The sequence below is a fragment of the Chitinophagales bacterium genome, from assembly GCA_017303415.1.
Classification (GTDB): Bacteria; Bacteroidota; Bacteroidia; order Chitinophagales; family Chitinophagaceae; genus SpSt-398.
Genome location: JAFLBJ010000001.1, coordinates 1,465,590 through 1,485,551 on the forward strand (window position 1 = coordinate 1,465,590; position 19,962 = coordinate 1,485,551).

17 protein-coding genes are annotated in these 19,962 nt (G+C 47.0%); 12 read left to right on the plus strand and 5 right to left on the minus strand.

What is annotated here, in order from left to right; genetic code table 11:
* Positions 1-73: 73 nt before the first annotated feature.
* From recG to J0M30_06450, 11 genes are all read left to right on the plus strand, one after another.
* On the plus strand, positions 74-2,185 hold the full coding sequence (gene recG / locus J0M30_06400) for an ATP-dependent DNA helicase RecG (protein ID MBN8667120.1): 2,112 nt from the start codon (positions 74-76) through the stop codon (positions 2,183-2,185).
* Between the two features lie 8 nt (positions 2,186-2,193).
* On the plus strand, positions 2,194-5,853 hold the full coding sequence (locus J0M30_06405; protein MBN8667121.1) for a PKD domain-containing protein: 3,660 nt from the start codon (positions 2,194-2,196) through the stop codon (positions 5,851-5,853).
* Positions 5,854-5,911: 58 nt separating this feature from the next.
* Positions 5,912-6,949, plus strand: coding sequence for a PorP/SprF family type IX secretion system membrane protein (locus J0M30_06410; GenBank protein MBN8667122.1), 1,038 nt, complete (start codon positions 5,912-5,914; stop codon positions 6,947-6,949).
* Between the two features lie 173 nt (positions 6,950-7,122).
* Positions 7,123-7,518, plus strand: coding sequence for a GxxExxY protein (locus tag J0M30_06415; GenBank protein ID MBN8667123.1), 396 nt, complete (start codon positions 7,123-7,125; stop codon positions 7,516-7,518).
* 118 nt (positions 7,519-7,636) lie between these two features.
* Positions 7,637-8,227, plus strand: coding sequence for a hypothetical protein (locus tag J0M30_06420; protein ID MBN8667124.1), 591 nt, complete (start codon positions 7,637-7,639; stop codon positions 8,225-8,227).
* Between the two features lie 129 nt (positions 8,228-8,356).
* Complete coding sequence (locus tag J0M30_06425) at positions 8,357-9,868, plus strand: sodium:solute symporter (protein MBN8667125.1); 1,512 nt, start codon at positions 8,357-8,359, stop codon at positions 9,866-9,868.
* 100 nt (positions 9,869-9,968) lie between these two features.
* Positions 9,969-10,667, plus strand: coding sequence for a TIGR00730 family Rossman fold protein (locus tag J0M30_06430; protein MBN8667126.1), 699 nt, complete (start codon positions 9,969-9,971; stop codon positions 10,665-10,667).
* A gap of 88 nt (positions 10,668-10,755) precedes the next feature.
* Complete coding sequence (locus tag J0M30_06435; protein MBN8667127.1) at positions 10,756-11,394, plus strand: O-methyltransferase; 639 nt, start codon at positions 10,756-10,758, stop codon at positions 11,392-11,394.
* Between the two features lie 4 nt (positions 11,395-11,398).
* Positions 11,399-12,415 (plus strand): glucosaminidase domain-containing protein, encoded by a 1,017-nt coding sequence (locus J0M30_06440; GenBank protein ID MBN8667128.1) that lies wholly within the window; start codon positions 11,399-11,401, stop codon positions 12,413-12,415.
* Between the two features lie 26 nt (positions 12,416-12,441).
* Complete coding sequence (gene hpt, locus J0M30_06445) at positions 12,442-12,978, plus strand: hypoxanthine phosphoribosyltransferase (protein MBN8667129.1); 537 nt, start codon at positions 12,442-12,444, stop codon at positions 12,976-12,978.
* A 155-nt stretch (positions 12,979-13,133) separates the two neighbouring features.
* The gene (locus tag J0M30_06450; GenBank protein MBN8667130.1) at positions 13,134-14,909 is read left to right on the plus strand and encodes a von Willebrand factor type A domain-containing protein; all 1,776 of its coding nucleotides are present in this window, start codon (positions 13,134-13,136) and stop codon (positions 14,907-14,909) included.
* Positions 14,910-14,915: 6 nt separating this feature from the next.
* On the opposite strand, the gene dnaJ is transcribed toward J0M30_06450, so the two are convergent.
* Positions 14,916-16,079 (minus strand): molecular chaperone DnaJ, encoded by a 1,164-nt coding sequence (dnaJ, locus tag J0M30_06455; protein ID MBN8667131.1) that lies wholly within the window; start codon positions 16,077-16,079, stop codon positions 14,916-14,918.
* Between the two features lie 12 nt (positions 16,080-16,091).
* On the minus strand, positions 16,092-16,655 hold the full coding sequence (locus J0M30_06460) for a nucleotide exchange factor GrpE (protein MBN8667132.1): 564 nt from the start codon (positions 16,653-16,655) through the stop codon (positions 16,092-16,094).
* Between the two features lie 122 nt (positions 16,656-16,777).
* On the opposite strand from J0M30_06460, the gene J0M30_06465 reads away from it, so the two are divergent.
* Positions 16,778-17,950 carry a class I SAM-dependent rRNA methyltransferase gene (locus tag J0M30_06465; GenBank protein MBN8667133.1) on the plus strand — a complete coding sequence of 391 codons (1,173 nt, stop codon included), beginning with the start codon at positions 16,778-16,780 and terminating at the stop codon, positions 17,948-17,950.
* Positions 17,951-17,960: 10 nt separating this feature from the next.
* On the opposite strand, the gene J0M30_06470 is transcribed toward J0M30_06465, so the two are convergent.
* From J0M30_06470 to J0M30_06480, 3 genes are all read right to left on the minus strand, one after another.
* On the minus strand, positions 17,961-18,299 hold the full coding sequence (locus J0M30_06470) for a T9SS type A sorting domain-containing protein (protein ID MBN8667134.1): 339 nt from the start codon (positions 18,297-18,299) through the stop codon (positions 17,961-17,963).
* A 125-nt stretch (positions 18,300-18,424) separates the two neighbouring features.
* A complete protein-coding gene (locus J0M30_06475; protein MBN8667135.1) occupies positions 18,425-18,892 on the minus strand; it encodes a redoxin domain-containing protein in 468 nt (155 codons plus the stop codon).
* A 73-nt stretch (positions 18,893-18,965) separates the two neighbouring features.
* Positions 18,966-19,928, minus strand: coding sequence for a PorP/SprF family type IX secretion system membrane protein (locus J0M30_06480; protein MBN8667136.1), 963 nt, complete (start codon positions 19,926-19,928; stop codon positions 18,966-18,968).
* Between the last annotated feature and the right edge of the window lie 34 nt (positions 19,929-19,962).

The window sequence follows — 19,962 nt, forward strand, 5'->3', positions numbered from 1 at the left end:
ACACAAAGGGGGCACGAAGGACACAAAGGCGGGCACAAAGGATTCCCCCTATTTTTGCAGAAATAGTCATACAATTTCCACCAACACCGACATATTATCCTCTCCCATCGAATTCCTCAAAGGTGTAGGCCCCCAAAAAGGGGACCTGCTCAAAAAGGAGCTCGGTATTTACACTTTTGGCGACCTGCTGGAGCATTATCCCCTGCGGCATATAGATAAAACCAAAGTGGTAGCCATCAAGGACCTGGTACCTGCCATGGAATTTGTACAGGTAAAAGGCAAACTGTTGCTGGTAGATATGGTAGGGGATAAGCGTAGCAAACGGATGGTGGCGCAACTCCGCGATGAGACCGACTATCTCGAGCTGACCTGGTTTCAGGGTATTACCTATATCCAGAAATACCTGGAAATAGGCAAGACCTATCTCGTGTATGGACGGTTGAGTTTCTTCCAGGGTAAACCACAAATTGTACACCCCGAAATGGAGGTTTACACGGGGGAGGGTGACCAGGTAAAATCCTATCTGGAACCGGTTTATCCGAGTACGGAAAAATTAAAGACCCGCAACCTGGGAGGTCGGCAGCTTGGAAAACTAACAGCTCAGGTCATTCAGATGATCCGGGAAGAATATTTTCCGGAAAACCTGCCGGCCCAATTAGTGGAAAAACTAAAACTGATCGGCCGATTTCGCGCCCAGACCCAGGTCCATTTTCCCGATAACCCGGCCTCCTATAACCTGGCGATCCAACGGATCAAGTTTGAAGAACTTTTCATGGCGCAGATCCGCTGGGGAATGATCCGTGCCGGAAGACACCGGCACTCCAAAGGGGTGGTGTTTGAAAAAGTAGGCGATCTTTTCAATGGCTTTTATAATAACCACTTGCCTTTCCCACTCACCAATGCGCAAAAAAGAGTGATCCGTGAGATCCGCACCGATACGGCGAAGGGTCACCAGATGAACCGCCTTTTGCAGGGAGATGTGGGAAGTGGCAAGACCATCGTGGCTTTACTCATCATGTTACTGGCGGCTGACAACGGCTACCAAAGCTGTTTGATGGCCCCCACGGAGATACTCGCCCGGCAGCATTTGCAGAATTTACAGGAGCTGGTCAAAGAACTTCCTGTGGGAATAGAGTTATTGACAGGCTCCACCAAAAAAGCGGAACGTAACCGGATACTGGCTTCCATCGCGGATGGTACAACGCATATATTGATCGGTACGCATGCCGTTATTGAAGAAGCGGTACAATTCAGCAACCTGGGTCTCGCCATCATTGACGAACAACACCGGTTTGGTGTGGCTCAGCGGGCCCGGTTATGGGAGAAAGGCGATACGCCGCCCCATGTACTCGTCATGACCGCCACCCCGATACCCCGCACCCTGGCGATGACCGCTTATGGCGATCTTGATTATAGCGTGATCAATGAAATGCCCCCCGGTCGGCAACCCATCATTACACATCACCGTTTTGAAGATGCACGGCCAGCCGTCATGGATTTTATCAAAGCAGAGATAGCCAAAGGCCGGCAAGCCTATATCATATTTCCCCTGATTGAGGAAAGTCCAAAACTCGACCTGGAGAACCTGATGAAGGGGTATGAAAATGTAAAAGCCTATTTCCCGGAACCCAAATACTGGATCAGCATGGTCCATGGCCGGCAACCGGCTGTGCAAAAGCAACAGAACATGCATCGTTTTGTTACGGGCGATACGCAAATCATGGTTTCCACCACGGTGATCGAAGTGGGGGTGAATGTGCCCAACGCATCGGTGATGGTGATCGAAAGCGCGGAACGGTTTGGGCTTTCTCAATTGCACCAGCTTCGGGGAAGGGTAGGACGGGGGTCGGAAAAAAGCTATTGTATCCTGATCACCGGAAAATCCATCGGCCGCGATACCCGCGAACGGATGGAAATCATGACCAGTACCAATGATGGCTTTGTGATCGCCGAAAAGGACCTGGATCTGAGAGGGCCCGGGGATATTGAAGGAACCCGGCAAAGCGGTGAATTAAACTTTAAGCTGGCGAATATAGTCCAAGACCGGGCCTTGCTGGAAACAGCCAGAAATCTGGCCATGTCCATCCTGGAAAAGGACCCGGAACTGAATTCGGCCGAAAATTTGATGATAAAGAGATACTTGCAGTCGCAAAAACGCAAAACGGCCTGGAGCCGTATATCTTAACAGAAGATTTGAACTTTTGTGCCTGTTTTGAGTTAAATTACTTTAAAGTACCACGCTTGAACCGCTTAACCTATACGATCCTTCTGCTTGCCCTATTTTCCGTATCCGAGGCCCAAACCGGGACCATTGAATTCGTGGAAAACAAGGGACAATGGGATAGCCGGGTCAGGTTCATGGGCGATTTTCCCGCCGGGGCTTTTTTTATCCGCGACCAGGGTTTTACCGTTCTCCAATACAATGTGCAGGATTATGAAAACATGACGGACCGAATGCATGGTCATTCGGACGAGATGGTGGGTGGTCGACGTCCAACCATCAATGACCCCTTTCACCTGCGCGGCCACTCCTATAATGTCAATTTTCTGGGTACTGCCAAATCACCTCGCATAGTCCCGGATAAAGCACTACCTACCTACAACAACTATATACTCGGTAATGACCCCGCCAAATGGGCCGGGGAATGTAAGATCTACCAGGGTATCACGATCGAGGAACTCTACCCGGGTATTGACCTGCGGTATTATACCCAGGATGGTTTCCTGAAATATGACCTCATTGTAAAACCCGGAGCCGATATCAGTCGCATTGCAATGAAATATGAAGGGGCCGATAAACTGGAGGTCCGCAACAAAGAATTACTGATCTCTACTTCGGTAGGTCTGCACAAAGAACTCGATCCCTTTACCTATCAATATGTGAATGGAGCCCGTAGTCGTGTCAATGCCAAATTTGTATTGAAAGGAGATGAGGTAAGGTTTGACATAAAGAATTATGATAAGACGCAAACCCTGATCATCGACCCCACGCGTATATTCTGTTCTTTCTCTGGTAGCACCGCTTCCAACTGGGGTTTTACTGCCACCTATGATGCAGGCGGAAATTTTTATGGAGGCGGATTTGTATTTAATTCAGGGTTCCCTGTTTCACCGGGTGCCTTTGATGTTACCTACAATGGAGGCAGTGGAAATCAACCTCTCGATATCGCCATCATCAAATTATCTCCCAATGGGGCCAACCGCATCTACGCCACCTATATTGGTGGTTTGGGAAATGAACAACCCCACAGTCTGATCGTGGATGGCGCGGGCAATCTGGTTATTGCCGGACGATCCAATTCCGGTGATTATCCGGGGACGGGGCTCAATGGTGGGTTGATTGGATCAGGGGGTGATTTTGATATCATTGTTACCAAACTCAATGCCGCCGGTTCTGCGCTCATCGGATCCAAACGGATCGGAGGCTCAGCCGATGATGGCGTGAACATATCGGCCACGCGCTCGGAGAATTTACTGCAACAGAACTATGGCGATGATGGAAGAAGCGAAGTGGTTTTGGATGCTGCCGGTTTTGTATATGTGGTTTCTTCCACCCGGTCAATGGGATCAAGTACAGCCACGCAGAATTTTCCAGCCACACCTGGTGCCTTTCAAACAACAGCAGGGGGTGGCAGACAGGATGGAGTAGTATTGAAATTTGATCCCAATATTTCTGCATTACAATTTGCCAGCTATCTGGGAGGAGCCCAGGAAGATGCCTGTTATGTACTGGCATTAGGTCCCGGAAACAATATTTATGTCGCAGGCGGTACCCGTAGCCCCGAATCCAGTTTTCCGGGCAATAAAGCAGGGACCATCCATCCTACATTTCAAGGCGATATTGATGGGTTTGTTTCCATCGTTTCAAATGATGGGTCCGCCATCCTGCGTACAACCTATCTGGGTACATCGGCAATCGACCAGGTCTATGGTATTCAATTTGACAACAGCGGTTTTCCTTATGTCATGGGACAGACCGGAGGCAACTGGCCGATCACATCCAATGTTGGATATAGTGTAGCCGGCGCGCCTCAGTTCATTGCCAAACTTCAACCCGATCTGTCGGCATACGTGTATTCCACCCGGTTTGGTAAGCCTGCTGCGATTCCCAATATTTCTCCTGTGGCATTTCTGGTAGATAATTGTGAAAACGTGTATGTATCCGGTTGGGGTGGGGTGATCTCTGCCTTTCCTTCCTCCGGAACCTTCAATATGCCGACCACTCCCGATGCCTTTAAAAGCCAGGGAGACCCGATGGGCGACTTTTACTTTTTTGTGTTGCAAAAAAATGCAGCCACCATGTTATATGGTAGCTTCTATGGGCAACAAGGTGGTGCCTATCCTGATCACGTGGATGGTGGCACCAGCCGCTTCGACCGGCAAGGGGTCATCTACCAGGCCATGTGTGCCAACTGCGGTGGTGGTACTTTCCCGGTATCACCAGGTGTATGGGGACCCGCCAACCTGGCCACAGCTTCAGGCAATGGAGGGTGTAACCTCGCCATGCTCAAAATGAATTTTAATTTTTCCGGTGTGGATGCAGGCCCTCAGTCCTCCATCAATGGCGTAATTCGCGATACGGCAGGCTGTGTACCATTGACAGTGGACTTTACCGATACGGTCGCCAATGCCGTGACCTATATCTGGAATTTTGGTGATGGTTCACCGGATGTCACAACGACCATACCTTCTACGGCACATACCTATAATACGACCGGGTTGTTCCGTGTACGATTGATCGCCGAAGACTCCAATACCTGTAACATCAGAGATACGGCCTATCTGAATATCCGGGTAGGTGATCTGGAGGCTGACCTGGATTTCAACCCTGTCAAACTTGATCCTTGTGATTCGCTGAAATACCGTTTTGATAATCTATCGATCGCGCCAGGCGCACTGCCTTTCTCTTCAAAAGCATTTCGCTGGGACTTTGGCGATGGTACGATCATTGACTCGGTAGGGTTTGGACCGGTATTTCATAATTACGCCAATCCGGGAACTTATATCATCAAATTACTCTTGCTGGATACGGGATATTGTAATTCACCCGACAGCGCCGTTCGAGGTATCAGCATTGCCCCCAATGTGGAAGCCCAGTTTGAGACACCCGCTACCGGATGTGTGCCCTATCTTGCCAGCTTTACAAATACCTCGATCGCCGGACAATCCTTCGAATGGGATTTTGGTGATGGAGCCACCTCTACTTTGCAGAACCCGACACATCTTTATACAAATGCCGGAACCTATACCATTCGCCTGATCGCGATCGATCCCAATACCTGTAATATCCGCGATACGATATTTAAGTCCATTACGGTATTTAATAATCCGGTATCTAATTTCACTACGGCCCCCATTCCGCCCATTGAGAATACGCCTACCACATTCACCAACCTTGCTTCATCAGATGCGGTGAGTTTCAAATGGCTCTTTGGTGACGGGGATAGCCTGGTGACCACTTCAAGACTGGCCGTGCTTCACCAATATGTAGCCACCGGCACCTACAATGCCTGTCTGATTGCGATCAACAGTAACGGTTGTGCCGATACGCTCTGCCAGCCCGTAGAAGCCATTGTATTGGCCCAGGTGGATGTACCCAATGCCTTTACGCCGAACAGTAACGATATAAATAATAAGATCCTGGTACGTGGTTTTGGTATTGTTAAAATGAAATTCTCGATCTATAACCGTTGGGGGCAGAAAGTATTTGAATCCAGCTCGCTTACCACAGGGTGGGATGGCCGGTTCAAAGGAGTATTACAACCCATGGATGTGTACGCCTATACCCTCGATGTGGAATTTTTTGACGGGACCAGGACAACCAAAAAGGGTGATATTACGTTGATTCGTTAGGACACGAATGGCACGAATTGGGAGGTTTGAAAATTTGAAAATGGTTGGTAAATTATAAATGAAGTTGAGCAGAACCATATGGACGATTTTGTTTGTTGCCGGGCTTGCGGTGAGCGGTCGGGGTCAGGACCTGCATTTTTCGCAGTTCATGAACTCGCCCTTGTCAACCAATCCGGCCAACACAGGGTTTATTCCGGATGGGGATTACCGTTTGGGAGTAAATTACCGCAATCAGTGGTCGGCCATCATGACCCTGCCCTATAAGACAATGAGTGCGTTTGGCGATGTGCAGTTGATGAAGAACCAGATTGAAACTGGATGGTTAGGCGCCGGTATGCTCATATTGCATGATGTGGCCGGTAGTGGTAACCTTACTTCTTCTAAAGTGTATGGATCGGTCGCCTATCATCAAATGCTCGGCTATTCCAGTCTCTTGTCAGCAGGCTTTAATGTGGGTTGGGCCGGCAAGCGTATCAATACCACCAATCTGAAATTCCCCGATCAGTTTGACGGAAAATTCTTTGATAATAAACTCCCGACCGCAGTACAGCTTGATAATACAAGTGTCAATTACCTTGACCTGCAACTGGGTTTGAATTATGCCTATTTCCCCACAGAAGCCATTTATGTCAATGCCGGCTATTCTGCCATGCATGTGAACCGGGCAAGGGAATCATTCTTTAATGCAACAGCCGGGGTGGATAACCGGATCTCCGTACGGCATAATGCCTTTGTGAATGCCAGTTTTATGCTGAATGATCAATGGATACTCAATCCCAATATTTATTTCAGCACGCAGGCACGCTCCAGCGAGATCGTAGGTGGATTGAATGCCCAATACAACCTTTCCGGGGATGGTGAACAACAACTGATCGGTGGGGTCTATTACCGACACCAGGATGCCGTGATACCAATGATCGGAATTCAATGGAAGGATATTCGTGCCACCTTTACCTACGATGCCACGATCTCTACACTTAAAAATTACAACAATACACGCGGGGCTTTTGAATTCTCCCTGATCAAACAGGGTGTGTTGAATAGCTTTAGTGGGGGTGAGAAAAGGAGTTTCAAGTGCCCTTCATTTCGTCTTTGACCAGGATTTTGGGATTTATGGATGGAAAGGATGGGAATATGGGCTTTGAAATGAATGGATTTTCTATGATTTAGAGGATAGTGTTTTCAAGGACTGGGAAGGGAAAAAAACGATTTTTTACGAGGATAGTTTTGCTGACCATTGCCGTTTTGGGTGGAAATTGTGATTTTTTTATGCAGTATGAAGAAATCACCAGAAAGGTAATAGGATGTGCAATGAAAGTACACAGCCAACTTGGAAATGGGTTTCAAGAGGTTATTTACCAACGGGCCCTCGCGGTGGAGTTTAGGAAGGGAAATATAGAATTTGAACGGGAAATGGAGATGGATATATTCTACGATGATGAGATTATAGGAACCCGGAGAGTTGATTTTTTTGTGGAAGGTAGGGTAATGGTTGAGTTAAAAGCAGTGATTGAAATGGTGGATGCACATCTTGCTCAGGCCAAAAACTATCTTGAGGCTTACAACATGGAAATTGGTCTTTTGATTAACTTTGGAGCACCCAGTCTTCAGTTTCGAAGATTATATAATAAAAAATTTACAACTTTTAGAACCCAATCCAAATGAGATAACTCAGGCAAATTGAGTTATCATACTTCAAATCATTATTGAATTTTGGTTAGATATTAAATCCATAAAAATCAATCCTGCCCATCCTTAAATCCTCAAAATCTTGGTCCAGACGATGAATAAGAAACTTCTCCCCCTCCTTCTCCTCCTCCCCATCCTTTCCCAAGCGCAAAACGAAGACGAACCCACCAAAGGGAAATTCCGTCAGGAGAATATATTTATTGGTACCGCCCTCAACCTGGGTTTTAGCACCGGGGTATTTCAGATCGGGGCCAATCCCGAAATAGGGTATAGCATCACCAATTGGCTGGATGCAGGGATATCCACAAACATCAATTATACTTCCTTCCGGTATAATTCATATAGCGACCGGGTTTTTAATTACGGAGGAGGAACATTTGTACGTATCTGGCCCGTTCGATTTTTATATCTTACCGCTGTACCTGAGTACAATTGGATAAAGATCACCCGAAAATACCCGAGTGGAACACCATCGATTTCTGAAAAGTTCAATGCCAGCAGTCTGCTATTGGGAGCGGGATATGGCAATCGAATCATTGGGCAGACCTATTCTTACTTTGCTATCATGTTTGATGCTTCCCGTAATATAAATTCACCATACCGCGATGAATTGAATCGGGCACTTCCGGTATTGCGTGCGGGATTCGCCATCTATCTCAAACCAAAAAGGGAGCGGGAAAATTAAGAAGGGTATTTTACTTACCTTCATTGCGTTGCATTTGGCATTTTCCGGGCAACGGGTAATTCCTGTTTTGGATTATTGATAATCCGGAATATCATAGGACAAACCATATTTACTGTTTAATTCTATTCCATGAGCTCTGGACTACTCTTTACCTTCGTCATTGGCTATTTTCTGATCTTACTCGGCGTAGCCTGGTACACGTCCCGCAAATCCGATAATGATTCTTTTTTTATTGGCAACCGTAGTTCAAACTGGATGCTGGTCGCCTTTGGTATGATCGGTACTTCTTTGTCCGGGGTCACTTTTGTAAGTGTACCCGGTGGGGTGGGTACAGGTAACTTTTTTTATTTCCAGGTGGTGTTAGGCTATTTGCTGGGATATCTCGTGATCGCATTTGTATTGTTGCCCCTGTATTATAAAATGAACCTGACCAGTATCTACACCTATCTGGAACAGCGTTTTGGTATTCAGGCACACAAGGCCGGGGCTTTTTTCTTTATCCTTTCCAGAACGATCGGCGCTACCGCCCGGCTCTACCTGGTTATAATCGTACTGCAACTTTTTATTTTAGATAAACTCGGGTTCCCCTTTGTGGCTACGGCTCTCGTCATCCTGGTGATGATCCTCCTATATACTTTTGAAGGGGGTGTAAAGACCATCATTTATACCGACACTTTGCAAACAACCGGTATGCTGGTGGGTTTGGTGGCCTGTATTCTCGTCATCACCCGGTCCATGGATACCGACCTCGGAGGAATGCTCCAGATGATCAATGATAAAGGATATTCGCGCATTTTTAACTGGGACGTGAATTCAGGCTCCTTTGCGGTAAAACATATTTTGGGAGGTATGTTCATTGCCATTGCCATGACGGGTCTTGATCAGGAAATGATGCAAAAGAATATCAGTGTAAAGAACCTGGGTGATTCACAAAAGAACATGATGACCTTTACCGCGATCATGATGGTGGTAAATTTCATGTTCCTGGTATTGGGTGGGATATTGTATGTCTATGCCGGTAGCAAAGGAATTCAAACCGCACCGGATGATTTGTTTCCCACGATCGCGTTGAGTCCTGAATTCAGTGGCTCGATCGGTATCATCTTTATCATAGCATTGATATCGGCGTTGTTTCCCAGTGTGGATGGGGCCATCACCTCACTCACCTCCTGTTTCTGCATCGATATTCTGGGGTTGAAAAAAAGCACGGCTACAGAGAAGGCTAAGAAAAGCACCCGCCTGAAAGTGCATATCTCCTTTGCCATCCTTTTCTTTTTGCTGGTCCTTATTTTCAAAGCCATCAATGATAAACTCATCATCGATTTCATCCTCAAATTCGCGGGTATCACCTATGGACCGCTCTTGGGTCTGTTTGCCTTTGGCATTTTAACCAAACGCGTACTCAATCCCAAGCTCATTGTTTGGGTATGCATCATTGCCCCCTTACTGGCCATGGGTATCGACATGCTCAGCAGCCCTGAATGGTATGAAAAGAAACTCCATGTTTCCCTGGGTCTCCAGTCCCTCTCAGATTCGGTGTTCGGAGGGTATAAGATCGGATATGAGTTAATCATTATCAATGGGTTATTTACATTTTTGGGATTGAGGATGATCTCAAAAAAGACACCGTTATCAAACTAAATGTTTGATTTTCACGTTATTTACTTTCTGTCCCGGCGCCTCCGTGGTTTTTTTACCATAGAGGCACAGAGACATAGAGAAAAAACAGCTTGTTGATATTATGAATGACACACTAAAGAAATCCAAACAGAGAAACTGGACCGAATCCAAAGCACATTCCAGCTGGCAAATTTTCAAGATCATGGCCGAGTTTGTAGATGGCTTTGAAGCCCTCGCCAAGATAGGCCCCTGTATATCCATCTTCGGTTCTGCCCGTACACAACCCGGTAGCCCCTATTACGACCTGACTGTGGATGTCGCCAAGCGACTGTCTGAAGAAGGCTTCGGCATCATCACAGGCGGTGGCCCCGGCGTTATGGAAGCCGCCAATAAAGGTGCCCAATTAGGCGGGGGAAAATCGGTTGGGTTGAATATAGACCTCCCGTTTGAACAACATGCCAATGACTATATAGACAAAGCCGCTAATCTCGACTTTGATTATTTCTTTGTCCGAAAGGTTATGTTCACCAAATACTCGCAGGGATTTATCATGATGCCCGGAGGGTTTGGAACCATGGATGAGTTCTTTGAAGTAGCCACTTTGATCCAAACAGGAAAGATGTTACGGGTTCCCCTGGTACTGGTAGGCACAGCCTATTGGGGAGGGTTGATGAAATGGATCGAAGAAGTAATGCTGACCAGGGAGAATAATATTTCGTCTGAAGACCTGGCTTTGTTGAAGGTAGTGGATACGCCGGCGGAAGTGGCTGAGTATGTATTACAGTACTACAATAAGCACGCGCTCCAACCGAATTTCTGATTTATTGTTTCGTGCAGCGTTCGCCTCGGTTATCGCCGCATGAAACTTCAATAGCTACAATCCTTGTATTTTTGCAAAAAACAAGGATTTGGATCTGATCCCCGCTTTAGTTGAGCAGTATGCGTTGAAATATACCAGCCCCGAAGATCCGGTACTGGTTGAGCTGGACCAGTTCACCAAATCGTACCATGCAGAACACCACATGCTCAGTGGCGCCCTGCAGGGAAAATTTCTGGAAATGGTCAGCCACATGATCCGCCCCCGTAGGATATTGGAGATCGGCACTTTTACGGGATACAGTGCCCTTTGTCTGGTGAAAGGACTACAACCCGATGGGCATTTACATACAATAGAGAAAAGAGAAGAAGAAGCTGTGGTGGCCCGTCGTTTCTTTGCCAAAGCAGGCAAAGAGGACCAGATCACCCTGCATGTGGGCGATGCAAAAACCATCATCCCCACCCTGAAGGAGGACTGGGACCTTGTATTCATTGATGCCGATAAACCCGGCTATATCGAATATTTTAACTTGATTTTTCCCCAACTCCGGCCAAACGGCTTTATTTTAGCAGATAATATATTCTTTCATGGGCAGGTATTGGAGGAGGAAGTCAAAGGAAAGAACGCAAAAGCCATCCAGGCCTTTAATGAATTTATAAACGAACAAACCGGGATCGATAAGACCATCCTCACCCTGCGTGACGGATTGTTCCTGATCCGCAAATGCTGAATTCGTGAAAAAGATCCTGTTACTGACCTTATTGATCGGTGGACTCATCGAACTCCGGGCACAAAGCCGGGAAGAGATCATCCGGCAATATATTGACACCTATAAGGAACTGGCTATTGAGGAAATGCTCCGCACCGGTGTTCCTGCTTCGATCAAACTGGCACAAGGGATTCACGAAACTGAAGCCGGACAAAGTGTACTGGTCCAGAAGTCAAACAATCATTTTGGGATCAAATGCAAATCTACCTGGACCGGTGAGCGTGTCTCCCACACGGATGATGCGCCCAATGAGTGTTTTCGAAAATATCCTTCCGCCATCGATTCTTATCGTGATCATTCCAATTTCCTGAAAGGGAATACCCGCTATGCTTTTCTGTTTAACCTGGATCCGGAAGATTATCAGGCCTGGGCCTATGGATTGAAAAGAGCAGGATATGCCACCAATCCACGCTATCCACAAGTGATCATCAAACTCATTGAAGATTTTCAATTGAATGATTATACCTTGATCGCCTTAGGCAAAATGGACCGTGGGGCACAATGGGTCAAGAATGAGATTCCCGTGAAAGAACAGGAGGAGCAGACCCCTCCGGCGGTGACCGAACAGGAAGTTACAGAAGCCCCTGCAGTGGTGGAACCCGAAATCAGTTATCCCGAAGGTGAATTCAAATTGAATGAGACCCGGGTGGTATTTGTCAGGGCAGGTACATCCCTCTTAGGCATAGCTGAACAGTACGGGCTGCCCCTGGCCCGGATCTATGAATTCAATGAATTGCCCGTAAAAGACCTGGTGGAAAATGACCAGCTGATCTATCTTCAGCGTAAGCGAAAAACAGGAAATGATATTACGCATATTGTGAAGCCCGGAGAGACCCTTCATTCCATTGCCCAAACCCAGGCTATCCGTCTGGCCAGTCTCCTCGAGTATAATTATTTGGGGTATGGTATGCAACCGGCTCCTGGAGAAATCCTTTATCTTCGGGCAAAGGCGCCGGCACAACCCAAACTGGTCAAGCGCTGATTTCAACCACACATTAATGTCCACGTATGTCGCTCATCAAGATACACGATAAGCAATTCAAACCTTTTTTATCCGAACAAGAGATACATGCCCGCATTGCTGAACTTGCTGAAGACCTGAACAAGGATTATGCGGGTAAGCGACCCCTCTTTATCGCAATCCTCAATGGCTCTTTTATTTTTGCTGCGGATCTTTTTAAATCGATCAGTATTGAAGCCGAGATCTGTTTCATCAAGCTCGCTTCCTATAAAGGCACTTCCTCCTCCGGTCAGGTGATCACGGCCATTGGACTCGATGTGGACCTCATCAACCGGGATGTAATCATCCTGGAGGATATTGTGGACACCGGGAAAACCCTGAATGAGTTTTTACCCAAACTGCAACACCAGCAACCCGCCTCTTTAAAGATCGTGGCCCTGCTCCATAAACCCGAAGCGGCGGTCTTCCCGATCAAGATCGATTATACCGGCTTCTCCATCCCCAACCGGTTTGTGGTAGGGTATGGCTTGGATTATGACGGCCTGGGCCGAAATATCCGGGAAATCTATCAGTTAGCGGAATAAGTGGGTTAGTGCTAAATACAGTTTCGCGCAGCGGTCGCCGTGCTTCTTTGCGAGGGCAGCGAGAAACCTTACTTAGTGTGCTCAAATTGTTATTGTTTGGCCAAGATTATAACTCCCCCCAAAAATTTTATATCTTTCGGCAAAGGCCCAACGCATTGAAAGCCAATTTAACTATTCTCCTTTTCCTGCTGGGAGGGGGGCTGTCCGCTTTTGGCCAGCAATTCTACCTGCGTGGGGAGGTCAAAGATGAAAAGGGGATCGCATTGCAAAATGTGAACATCCTGCAACACTCCACCGGCTTTGTATACCGATCGGGCTCGCAAGGGGGGTTTGGTATTTTGACCCGTCAGGCGATCGATACCCTCACTTTTACCACCGATGGCTATCACAAGGAGACGGTTGTGGCCAAGGCTGATCTATTTACTACTGCTATTCTTAAACTCATTCCGGTAGCTGCTTCGATTAAGCGCGATAAACTGGCTTCCCTTACCCAAAACCTCGCCCGCGAATCACAACGTAAATGGTTCATGGGGGACGAGACCTATGCGTCCATCGTGGAAAATCAGTTTGTTGCTGCTTCCCATTACCCAACTACCGGGTTGGCCCTCAACATTGATAAGGCTTCCTACAGCAACGTCCGCCGTTTTATCAGCATGAATACCCTGGTGCCACCCGATGCGGTGCGCATTGAAGAGATGCTGAATTATTTCAACTTCAGTTACCATCCGCCGGAAGGGAAGGATGTATTCCATATCCGCACCACCTTGACCAATTGCCCCTGGAATACCGAGAACCAGCTTTTCTTTGTCAATGTCTGTTCGAAAAAGGTAAATGTGGACTCTCTTCCACCTAGTCACCTCATCTTTCTGATCGATATTTCGGGTTCAATGGATATTCCCAATCGCCTTCCCTTATTGAAATCAGCCTTCCATCTCCTGGCCGATAACCTAAGGGAAAAGGATACTGTTTCCATTGTTGTATATGGCGGCGTAGTTGGCATCATGTTACAACCTACTGCCGGAAATCAAAAGGAAAAGATCCATCGGGCGATTGATGAACTTGAGCCGGGTGGCTCCACCCCCGGAGAATCGGGTATCCGTATGGCCTATGCCGTGGCACGCAATCACTTTATCCCCGATGGAAATAACCGGGTGATACTCGCGACCGATGGAGATTTTAATGTGGGGGTAAAGACAGAGACAGAGTTGGATGAACTGATCTCACGAAATCGCGAATCCGGTATATACCTGACCTGTTTGGGCGTCGGGATGGGCAATTACAAAGATTCAAAGATCCAGACACTCGCGCGTAAGGGCAACGGAAACTATGCCTATATTGATACCTACCAGGAGGCCGAAAAGGTTTTATTGAAAGAGTATACGCAAACCCTGTATGCCGTGGCGGATGATGTGTACATGAATGTGAGTTTTTCGCCAAGCCTGGTGAAACAGTATCGATTGATTGGATTTGATAATAAAGTTGGGGCCATTGCCGATTCTTTATCGGTGATCGAAGGTGGGGAGATTGGTAGCGGTCATTCCATGATGGCAGCCTTTGAGATCGTGCCTGTGGGAAATCCGGTCACCATGCGGAATGAAACAGGCTTTGGTGTTATTCAAATGCAATTCCGCCACCCCAATGATTCCATGATATGCTATAAAAAATTCGAAGCCCCTAATGCGTTCATTAAATTTGGGGATATAGCGCCTGAATACAGGTTTGCCACTTCAGTCATTATGTACGGTTCTATCCTGCGTTCTTCACAGTATGTAAAAAAAGTGGATTGGGACCATGTATTGTTATTGGCCGGGGCTTCCGCCAATCGGGAGGATCTGACACAAACCCAGTTCATAAGCCTGGTTGAGCAAACCAAGACCCTTTATATCCGGTACAAGAAAAAACGAAAGGGACGCGGCCCCGAATTGGATTAGTGGCGCTTAGGTGAATAATTCCCGCATCTTATCAAAGAAACTCTTATCGCTCTTATCCGGAGCCGGTTTCAGGTTGGGAGAATTTTTCAATTTTTCCAGTAATGCTTTTTCTTCCGCATTCAGGTGCTGGGGTGTCCAAACATTCACATGTATCAATTGATCACCTTTCTGATAGGCTTGTACTGCCGGGAAACCTTTTCCTTTCAGCCGAAATATTTTACCGCTATGCGTGCCTGGCGGAATTTTAATTTTTGCGCGGCCATCAATGGTTGGTACTTCCACCTGCGTGCCAAATACCGCATCAGTAAAGGAGATATGCAGGTCATAGGCCACATTCATCCCATCGCGTTGCAGTTCCTCATGCGCCTCTTCTTCGATCAGTACAATGAGGTCGCCCGGCATGCCACCTCTTTCACCGGCATTGCCTCGTCCGCTCAGGTTGAGTTGCATGCCTTCCTGTACCCCTGCCGGGATATCAATGCTCACCGTCTCTTCCCCAAATACACGCCCTTCGCCTTTGCAGGAACCACACTTGGCGGTTACCGTGGAGCCTTCTCCATTACAAGTAGGGCAGGTGGTCACCGTTTGCATCTGACCTAAAAAAGTATTGGAGACCCGTCTTACCTGGCCGCTACCACCACAGGTGGAGCAGGTTTGGATACTGTTTTTATCCTTGGCCCCCGAACCGGAGCAGGTAAAACAGGGGATATATTTTTTTACCTTGACATTTTTTGTAACGCCTTTGGCGATCTCTTCGTAGGTCAGTTTGATTTTTATCCGGAGATTACTTCCCCGCACGCCACGTGAGCGGCCACCCCGGGAACGGCCACCACCACCTCCGCCAAAGAAACTTCCAAAGATATCATCACCAAAAATGTCTCCGAACTGGCTGAAGATATCATCCATGTTCATATTGCCACCGGCATGTCCGCCACGGCCATTTCCACTTACACCGGCATGTCCATACCGGTCATATTGTGTTTTCCGATCCGGATCACTCAGTACTTCATAAGCCTCAGCTGCCTCTTTGAATTTCTCTTCTGCTGCCTTATCCCCCGGGTTACGGTCAGGATGGTATTGCATGGCCACTTTACGGTAAGCTTTCTTGATCTCGTCGGAGGAAGCTGACTTACCAACACCTAAAATTTCGTAGTAATCTCTTTTGGACATTGTTTCCGGTTATTATTTTCCCACCACCACTTTTGCGTGACGAAGAATTTTATCTTTCAGGTAATACCCTTTTACAACCTCGTCCACAACTTTTCCTTTGAGGCTATCATCCGGGGCGGGGATCTCCGTGATGGCTTCATGCAGGTCGGCATCAAAATCGGCATGCAGGCAGTTCATCGGTTTGAGCCCTTTTGCGGTTAACTTATTCCGGAGTTTGGAAAAGATCAGGTGCACCCCTTCTTTGAACTGGTTGATATCTGCATCCTCCTTGAACTGTCCTTCGGCACGGGCACTGTCGTCAAGTACTTCCAGCAGGTCGGCAATCAGGTCCTTTGCTGCGGTTTGAACCAATTCATCCCGTTCGCGGATGGTCCGTTTCCGGTAATTGTCAAATTCGGCAGCCTGGCGAAGCAGACGGTCACGCAGGTCAGCCAGTTCAGCCTTGATTTTCTCCAATTCGGGCTCATCTGTCACCGGGTCGTTCAGGTGGGTACTGCCACTAATGTTCTCGTCGGCATTGATATCCGGCCCGTTGTCTGCGGGTATCTCCTTGTCTTTCAGTTCTTGTTCGGCCATTTTATGAAAAATTGATTGCAAAGGTAAGACAGTCAATTATTTTGCCAACCATCTAAAAAGGGACAAAATGACGGGTTAGGAATTCAAAGCCAAAAAACCGCTCCGGGAATTACCTTTGCGCCATGTCGAACTTGTTCTTAAAGAGGAAGATAAGCCAAAGAGTATGGAATGGTCATCCCTGGATATTTGGAAATGAGGTGGATAAGGTAGAATGGGAGCCGGAAGACGGAAGTATTGTCACCGTATATACCCATGACCGGAAATTCGTCGGGAAGGGCTATATCAATTCAAAGTCCCAGATCATGGTCAGGTTACTGACCCGCGATAAAACGGCGGAGATAAACGAAGCCTATTTTCTCCAGGCCATCCGCCAGTGCTGGGAGTACCGGAAAAAAACGGGATACACTGAAAACTGCCGACTTGTATTTGGCGAAGCCGATTCACTGCCCCAGTTGATCATTGATAAATTCAATGATTATTTCGTGATTCAAACCATTGCCCTGGGAATGGACCGCTGGAAACCTGCCATCGTTGCGGCTTTGGAAGAAATTTTTCACCCCAAAGGCATCTATGAGCGGAATGATGTACCCGTTCGCGAACTGGAAGGGATGACCCAGCAAAAAGGTTTTCTTTCTGCTCCTTTTGATCCCCGGATCATCATCCGCGAAAATGGATTACAGTTTCATGTTGACCTGGAAAATGGACAAAAGACCGGGTATTTCCTCGACCAGCAGGATAACCGTCGAGCCATTCAACATATCGTGAAAGACGCCGACGTACTGGGGGCTTTCACGTACACCGGTACTTTTGAAATCCATGCCGCCCATTATGGGGCCAAAAAAGTTTTGGGATTGGATATTTCTGAAAATGCCGTGGCCCAAGCCAACCGCAATGCGGAATTGAATGGGGTACAGGACCGCTGCCGTTTTGAAACAGCCAATGCCTTTGATGTATTGAAACAATGGTCAAAAGAAGGCCGGCAACACGATGTTGTCATGCTCGATCCTCCTGCTTTTACTAAAAGCCGGGAAACCATACAAAAAGCCATCACCGGTTATAAGGAGATCAATTTAAGGGGGATGAAACTTGTAAGACCCGGAGGATTTCTGGTTACCTCCTCCTGTACCAACTTGGTCAACCCTGAGCTTTTCCTGCAGATCATTGATATGGCAGCAAAAGACGCGCGTCGGCGTATCCGGCAGGTATGTTTTCAAACCCAATCCGCCGATCACCCGGTTGTCAGAGGGATCGATAGCACAGAGTACTTGAAGTTTCTGATTGTAGAAGTAGGATAAAAAATATTCCTTATTTGCTAACCTGGAATTTCCCCGACTCTACCACCTTTCCATTTGCATCACGCAACTGGAAAATGTATACACCGCGGGTAAAAGAAGAAAGATCGACCGTTGTGCGTGTGGCCGTGATCTTGGTTTCAAATACCTGTTTACCCAGAAAATTGATCACATAAAGATTCATGTTATTTCCGGAACCAGGTTGTATCTCAAAATTGATAAATGAAGTCGCAGGGTTGGGGTAATACTTGACCACCCGGGGTCCTTCCTGGCCGGGCAAAGTACGGCTCTGCCCCTGTGAGGTGGAGGCAATAAGAAGGATGATGGACAGTATGGACAAAATTCGTCTCAACGAAACAAATTTACTTTTATTTTCCCAAAATAGGCTGAATAAATTGTCCGGGCAACGTAAAACTACCAAGTAATAATTGGCCTTGAAAATCAGCCACTTATTTTATAAAAAGGGTGTTAAAGTTTTCAAAGCCTGTCAAGAACAGCATGGATCGCCTCGAAGTTGGGCAGGTCACCGGCACTCTCCAACACTTCGGCATATTGAATCACACCTTCCTTGTCAATGATAAAGGCTGACCGTTTCGAAACACCCTTCATGTCGAGGATCCAATCCTGGTACAGGGTATCATATTTTCCGGATACCTCCTTGTTGAAATCGCTTAGCAAAGGGAAATTGTATTGTTGCTCTTCCTTGAATTTAGCCAGGGTGAATACAGAGTCAACCGATATACCCAACACTTTTGCTTTCTCATGCTGATAGCGACCGATATTGTCGCGGATGGAGCAAAGCTCTTTGGTACATACCCCGGTAAAAGCCTGGGGAAAAAATAGCAGGAGAACATTATTCCCTTTCAGGTCGGAAAGCGAGATCTTGTTTTTGTCTGAATCAAAGAGGCTGAAATCAGGAGCAGGTTGGCCAGGTTGCAGGGGCATGATTTTTTTTTCTTAATAACAATCGACCGATGATTTTGTTCGAAGATTATTTTTTTGCCCTGGCGGTAAGAACTTAAAACCTCGGTGCGTAAGGATTTGAATAACGTTCGGTCTTTTTAGTAAAGGATATTGACATCTCAAAACCACCTCTCCCCAGGGAGGAAGGTTTGAGTTTGGATACGTTCGCATCATAACTGAAACTGATGGCATAGGGGGGGTATTCCAATTTCAGCACCGGGATCAATGCATCCTGCAGCCGCATAAAGGTTCCCAGGCTGAGGGTGTAATCCGGTTCATCGGGGTAGGGCCCGATCTTTAGACCATACATCGCTCCCAATATGGTTTGTTTAAAGGCGCCCTGATGATAGTGATCACCTTGAATCTCTACAAAAGAGTACTCCCCCACATTGAGTTTAAGCCCGCCGGAGAATACCCATTTAGGGCTAAGCTGAATATTCTTGTTCCGATAAAAGGAATTACCCGGACGATTAAAGTGATGATAGGCCACACCCAGGTATAAATTATTTTCCGGGTCATCCCTGATCTGTGTATTGAAACTGATTCCCGTACTTCCATCCAGATACGCATAGGTAGGATCCGTGATGTTTTCATTGATCCCCATGCCTTCATAGGTGCTATTAGTGGTAACCTTGGTCAGGTCAATACTGTGTTGCACCCATCCACCCATAAAACCTGCCGAGATATACATATTTCTTTCAACACTGATCGATTTATGAAAGTTGATCGCCGGATAAAACATCAGTTTGGTATAGGAAACAGTACCGGCACGATCAAAATAAGATTGGAGCCCTACAGTGAGATAATCATCTCCCTGACCAACCGGTAATTTGTATTCGGCATTGAGTGAGCCGGTGCGGTAGGCCTTGGTGACACTATTCCACTGATCGCGATAAACACCCTGTACCCGGATGTCTCCATCAAACAATCCCGCCAAAGCCGGGTTTCGAAGCAAGGGCGATTGGTAGAATTGGGAAAAATGAATATCCTGCCCCTCCCCAATGAAGGTTGTTGCCATAAGGCATACCAGTGATATCATTTTTCTCCATCTC

What these genes read in the sequence shown, in the direction of transcription:
- J0M30_06410 (MBN8667122.1), top strand. Translation starts at nt 5,912, where the DNA reads ATGAAGTTGAGCAGAACCATATGGACGATTTTGTTTGTTGCCGGGCTT.
- J0M30_06415 (MBN8667123.1), top strand. Translation starts at nt 7,123, where the DNA reads ATGCAGTATGAAGAAATCACCAGAAAGGTAATAGGATGTGCAATGAAA.
- J0M30_06420 (MBN8667124.1), top strand. Translation starts at nt 7,637, where the DNA reads ATGAATAAGAAACTTCTCCCCCTCCTTCTCCTCCTCCCCATCCTTTCC.
- J0M30_06425 (MBN8667125.1), top strand. Translation starts at nt 8,357, where the DNA reads ATGAGCTCTGGACTACTCTTTACCTTCGTCATTGGCTATTTTCTGATC.
- J0M30_06430 (MBN8667126.1), top strand. Translation starts at nt 9,969, where the DNA reads ATGAATGACACACTAAAGAAATCCAAACAGAGAAACTGGACCGAATCC.
- hpt (MBN8667129.1), top strand. Translation starts at nt 12,442, where the DNA reads ATGTCGCTCATCAAGATACACGATAAGCAATTCAAACCTTTTTTATCC.
- dnaJ (MBN8667131.1), bottom strand. Translation starts at nt 16,079, where the DNA reads ATGTCCAAAAGAGATTACTACGAAATTTTAGGTGTTGGTAAGTCAGCT.
- J0M30_06460 (MBN8667132.1), bottom strand. Translation starts at nt 16,655, where the DNA reads ATGGCCGAACAAGAACTGAAAGACAAGGAGATACCCGCAGACAACGGG.
- J0M30_06465 (MBN8667133.1), top strand. Translation starts at nt 16,778, where the DNA reads ATGTCGAACTTGTTCTTAAAGAGGAAGATAAGCCAAAGAGTATGGAAT.
- J0M30_06475 (MBN8667135.1), bottom strand. Translation starts at nt 18,892, where the DNA reads ATGCCCCTGCAACCTGGCCAACCTGCTCCTGATTTCAGCCTCTTTGAT.
- J0M30_06480 (MBN8667136.1), bottom strand. Translation starts at nt 19,928, where the DNA reads ATGGCAACAACCTTCATTGGGGAGGGGCAGGATATTCATTTTTCCCAA.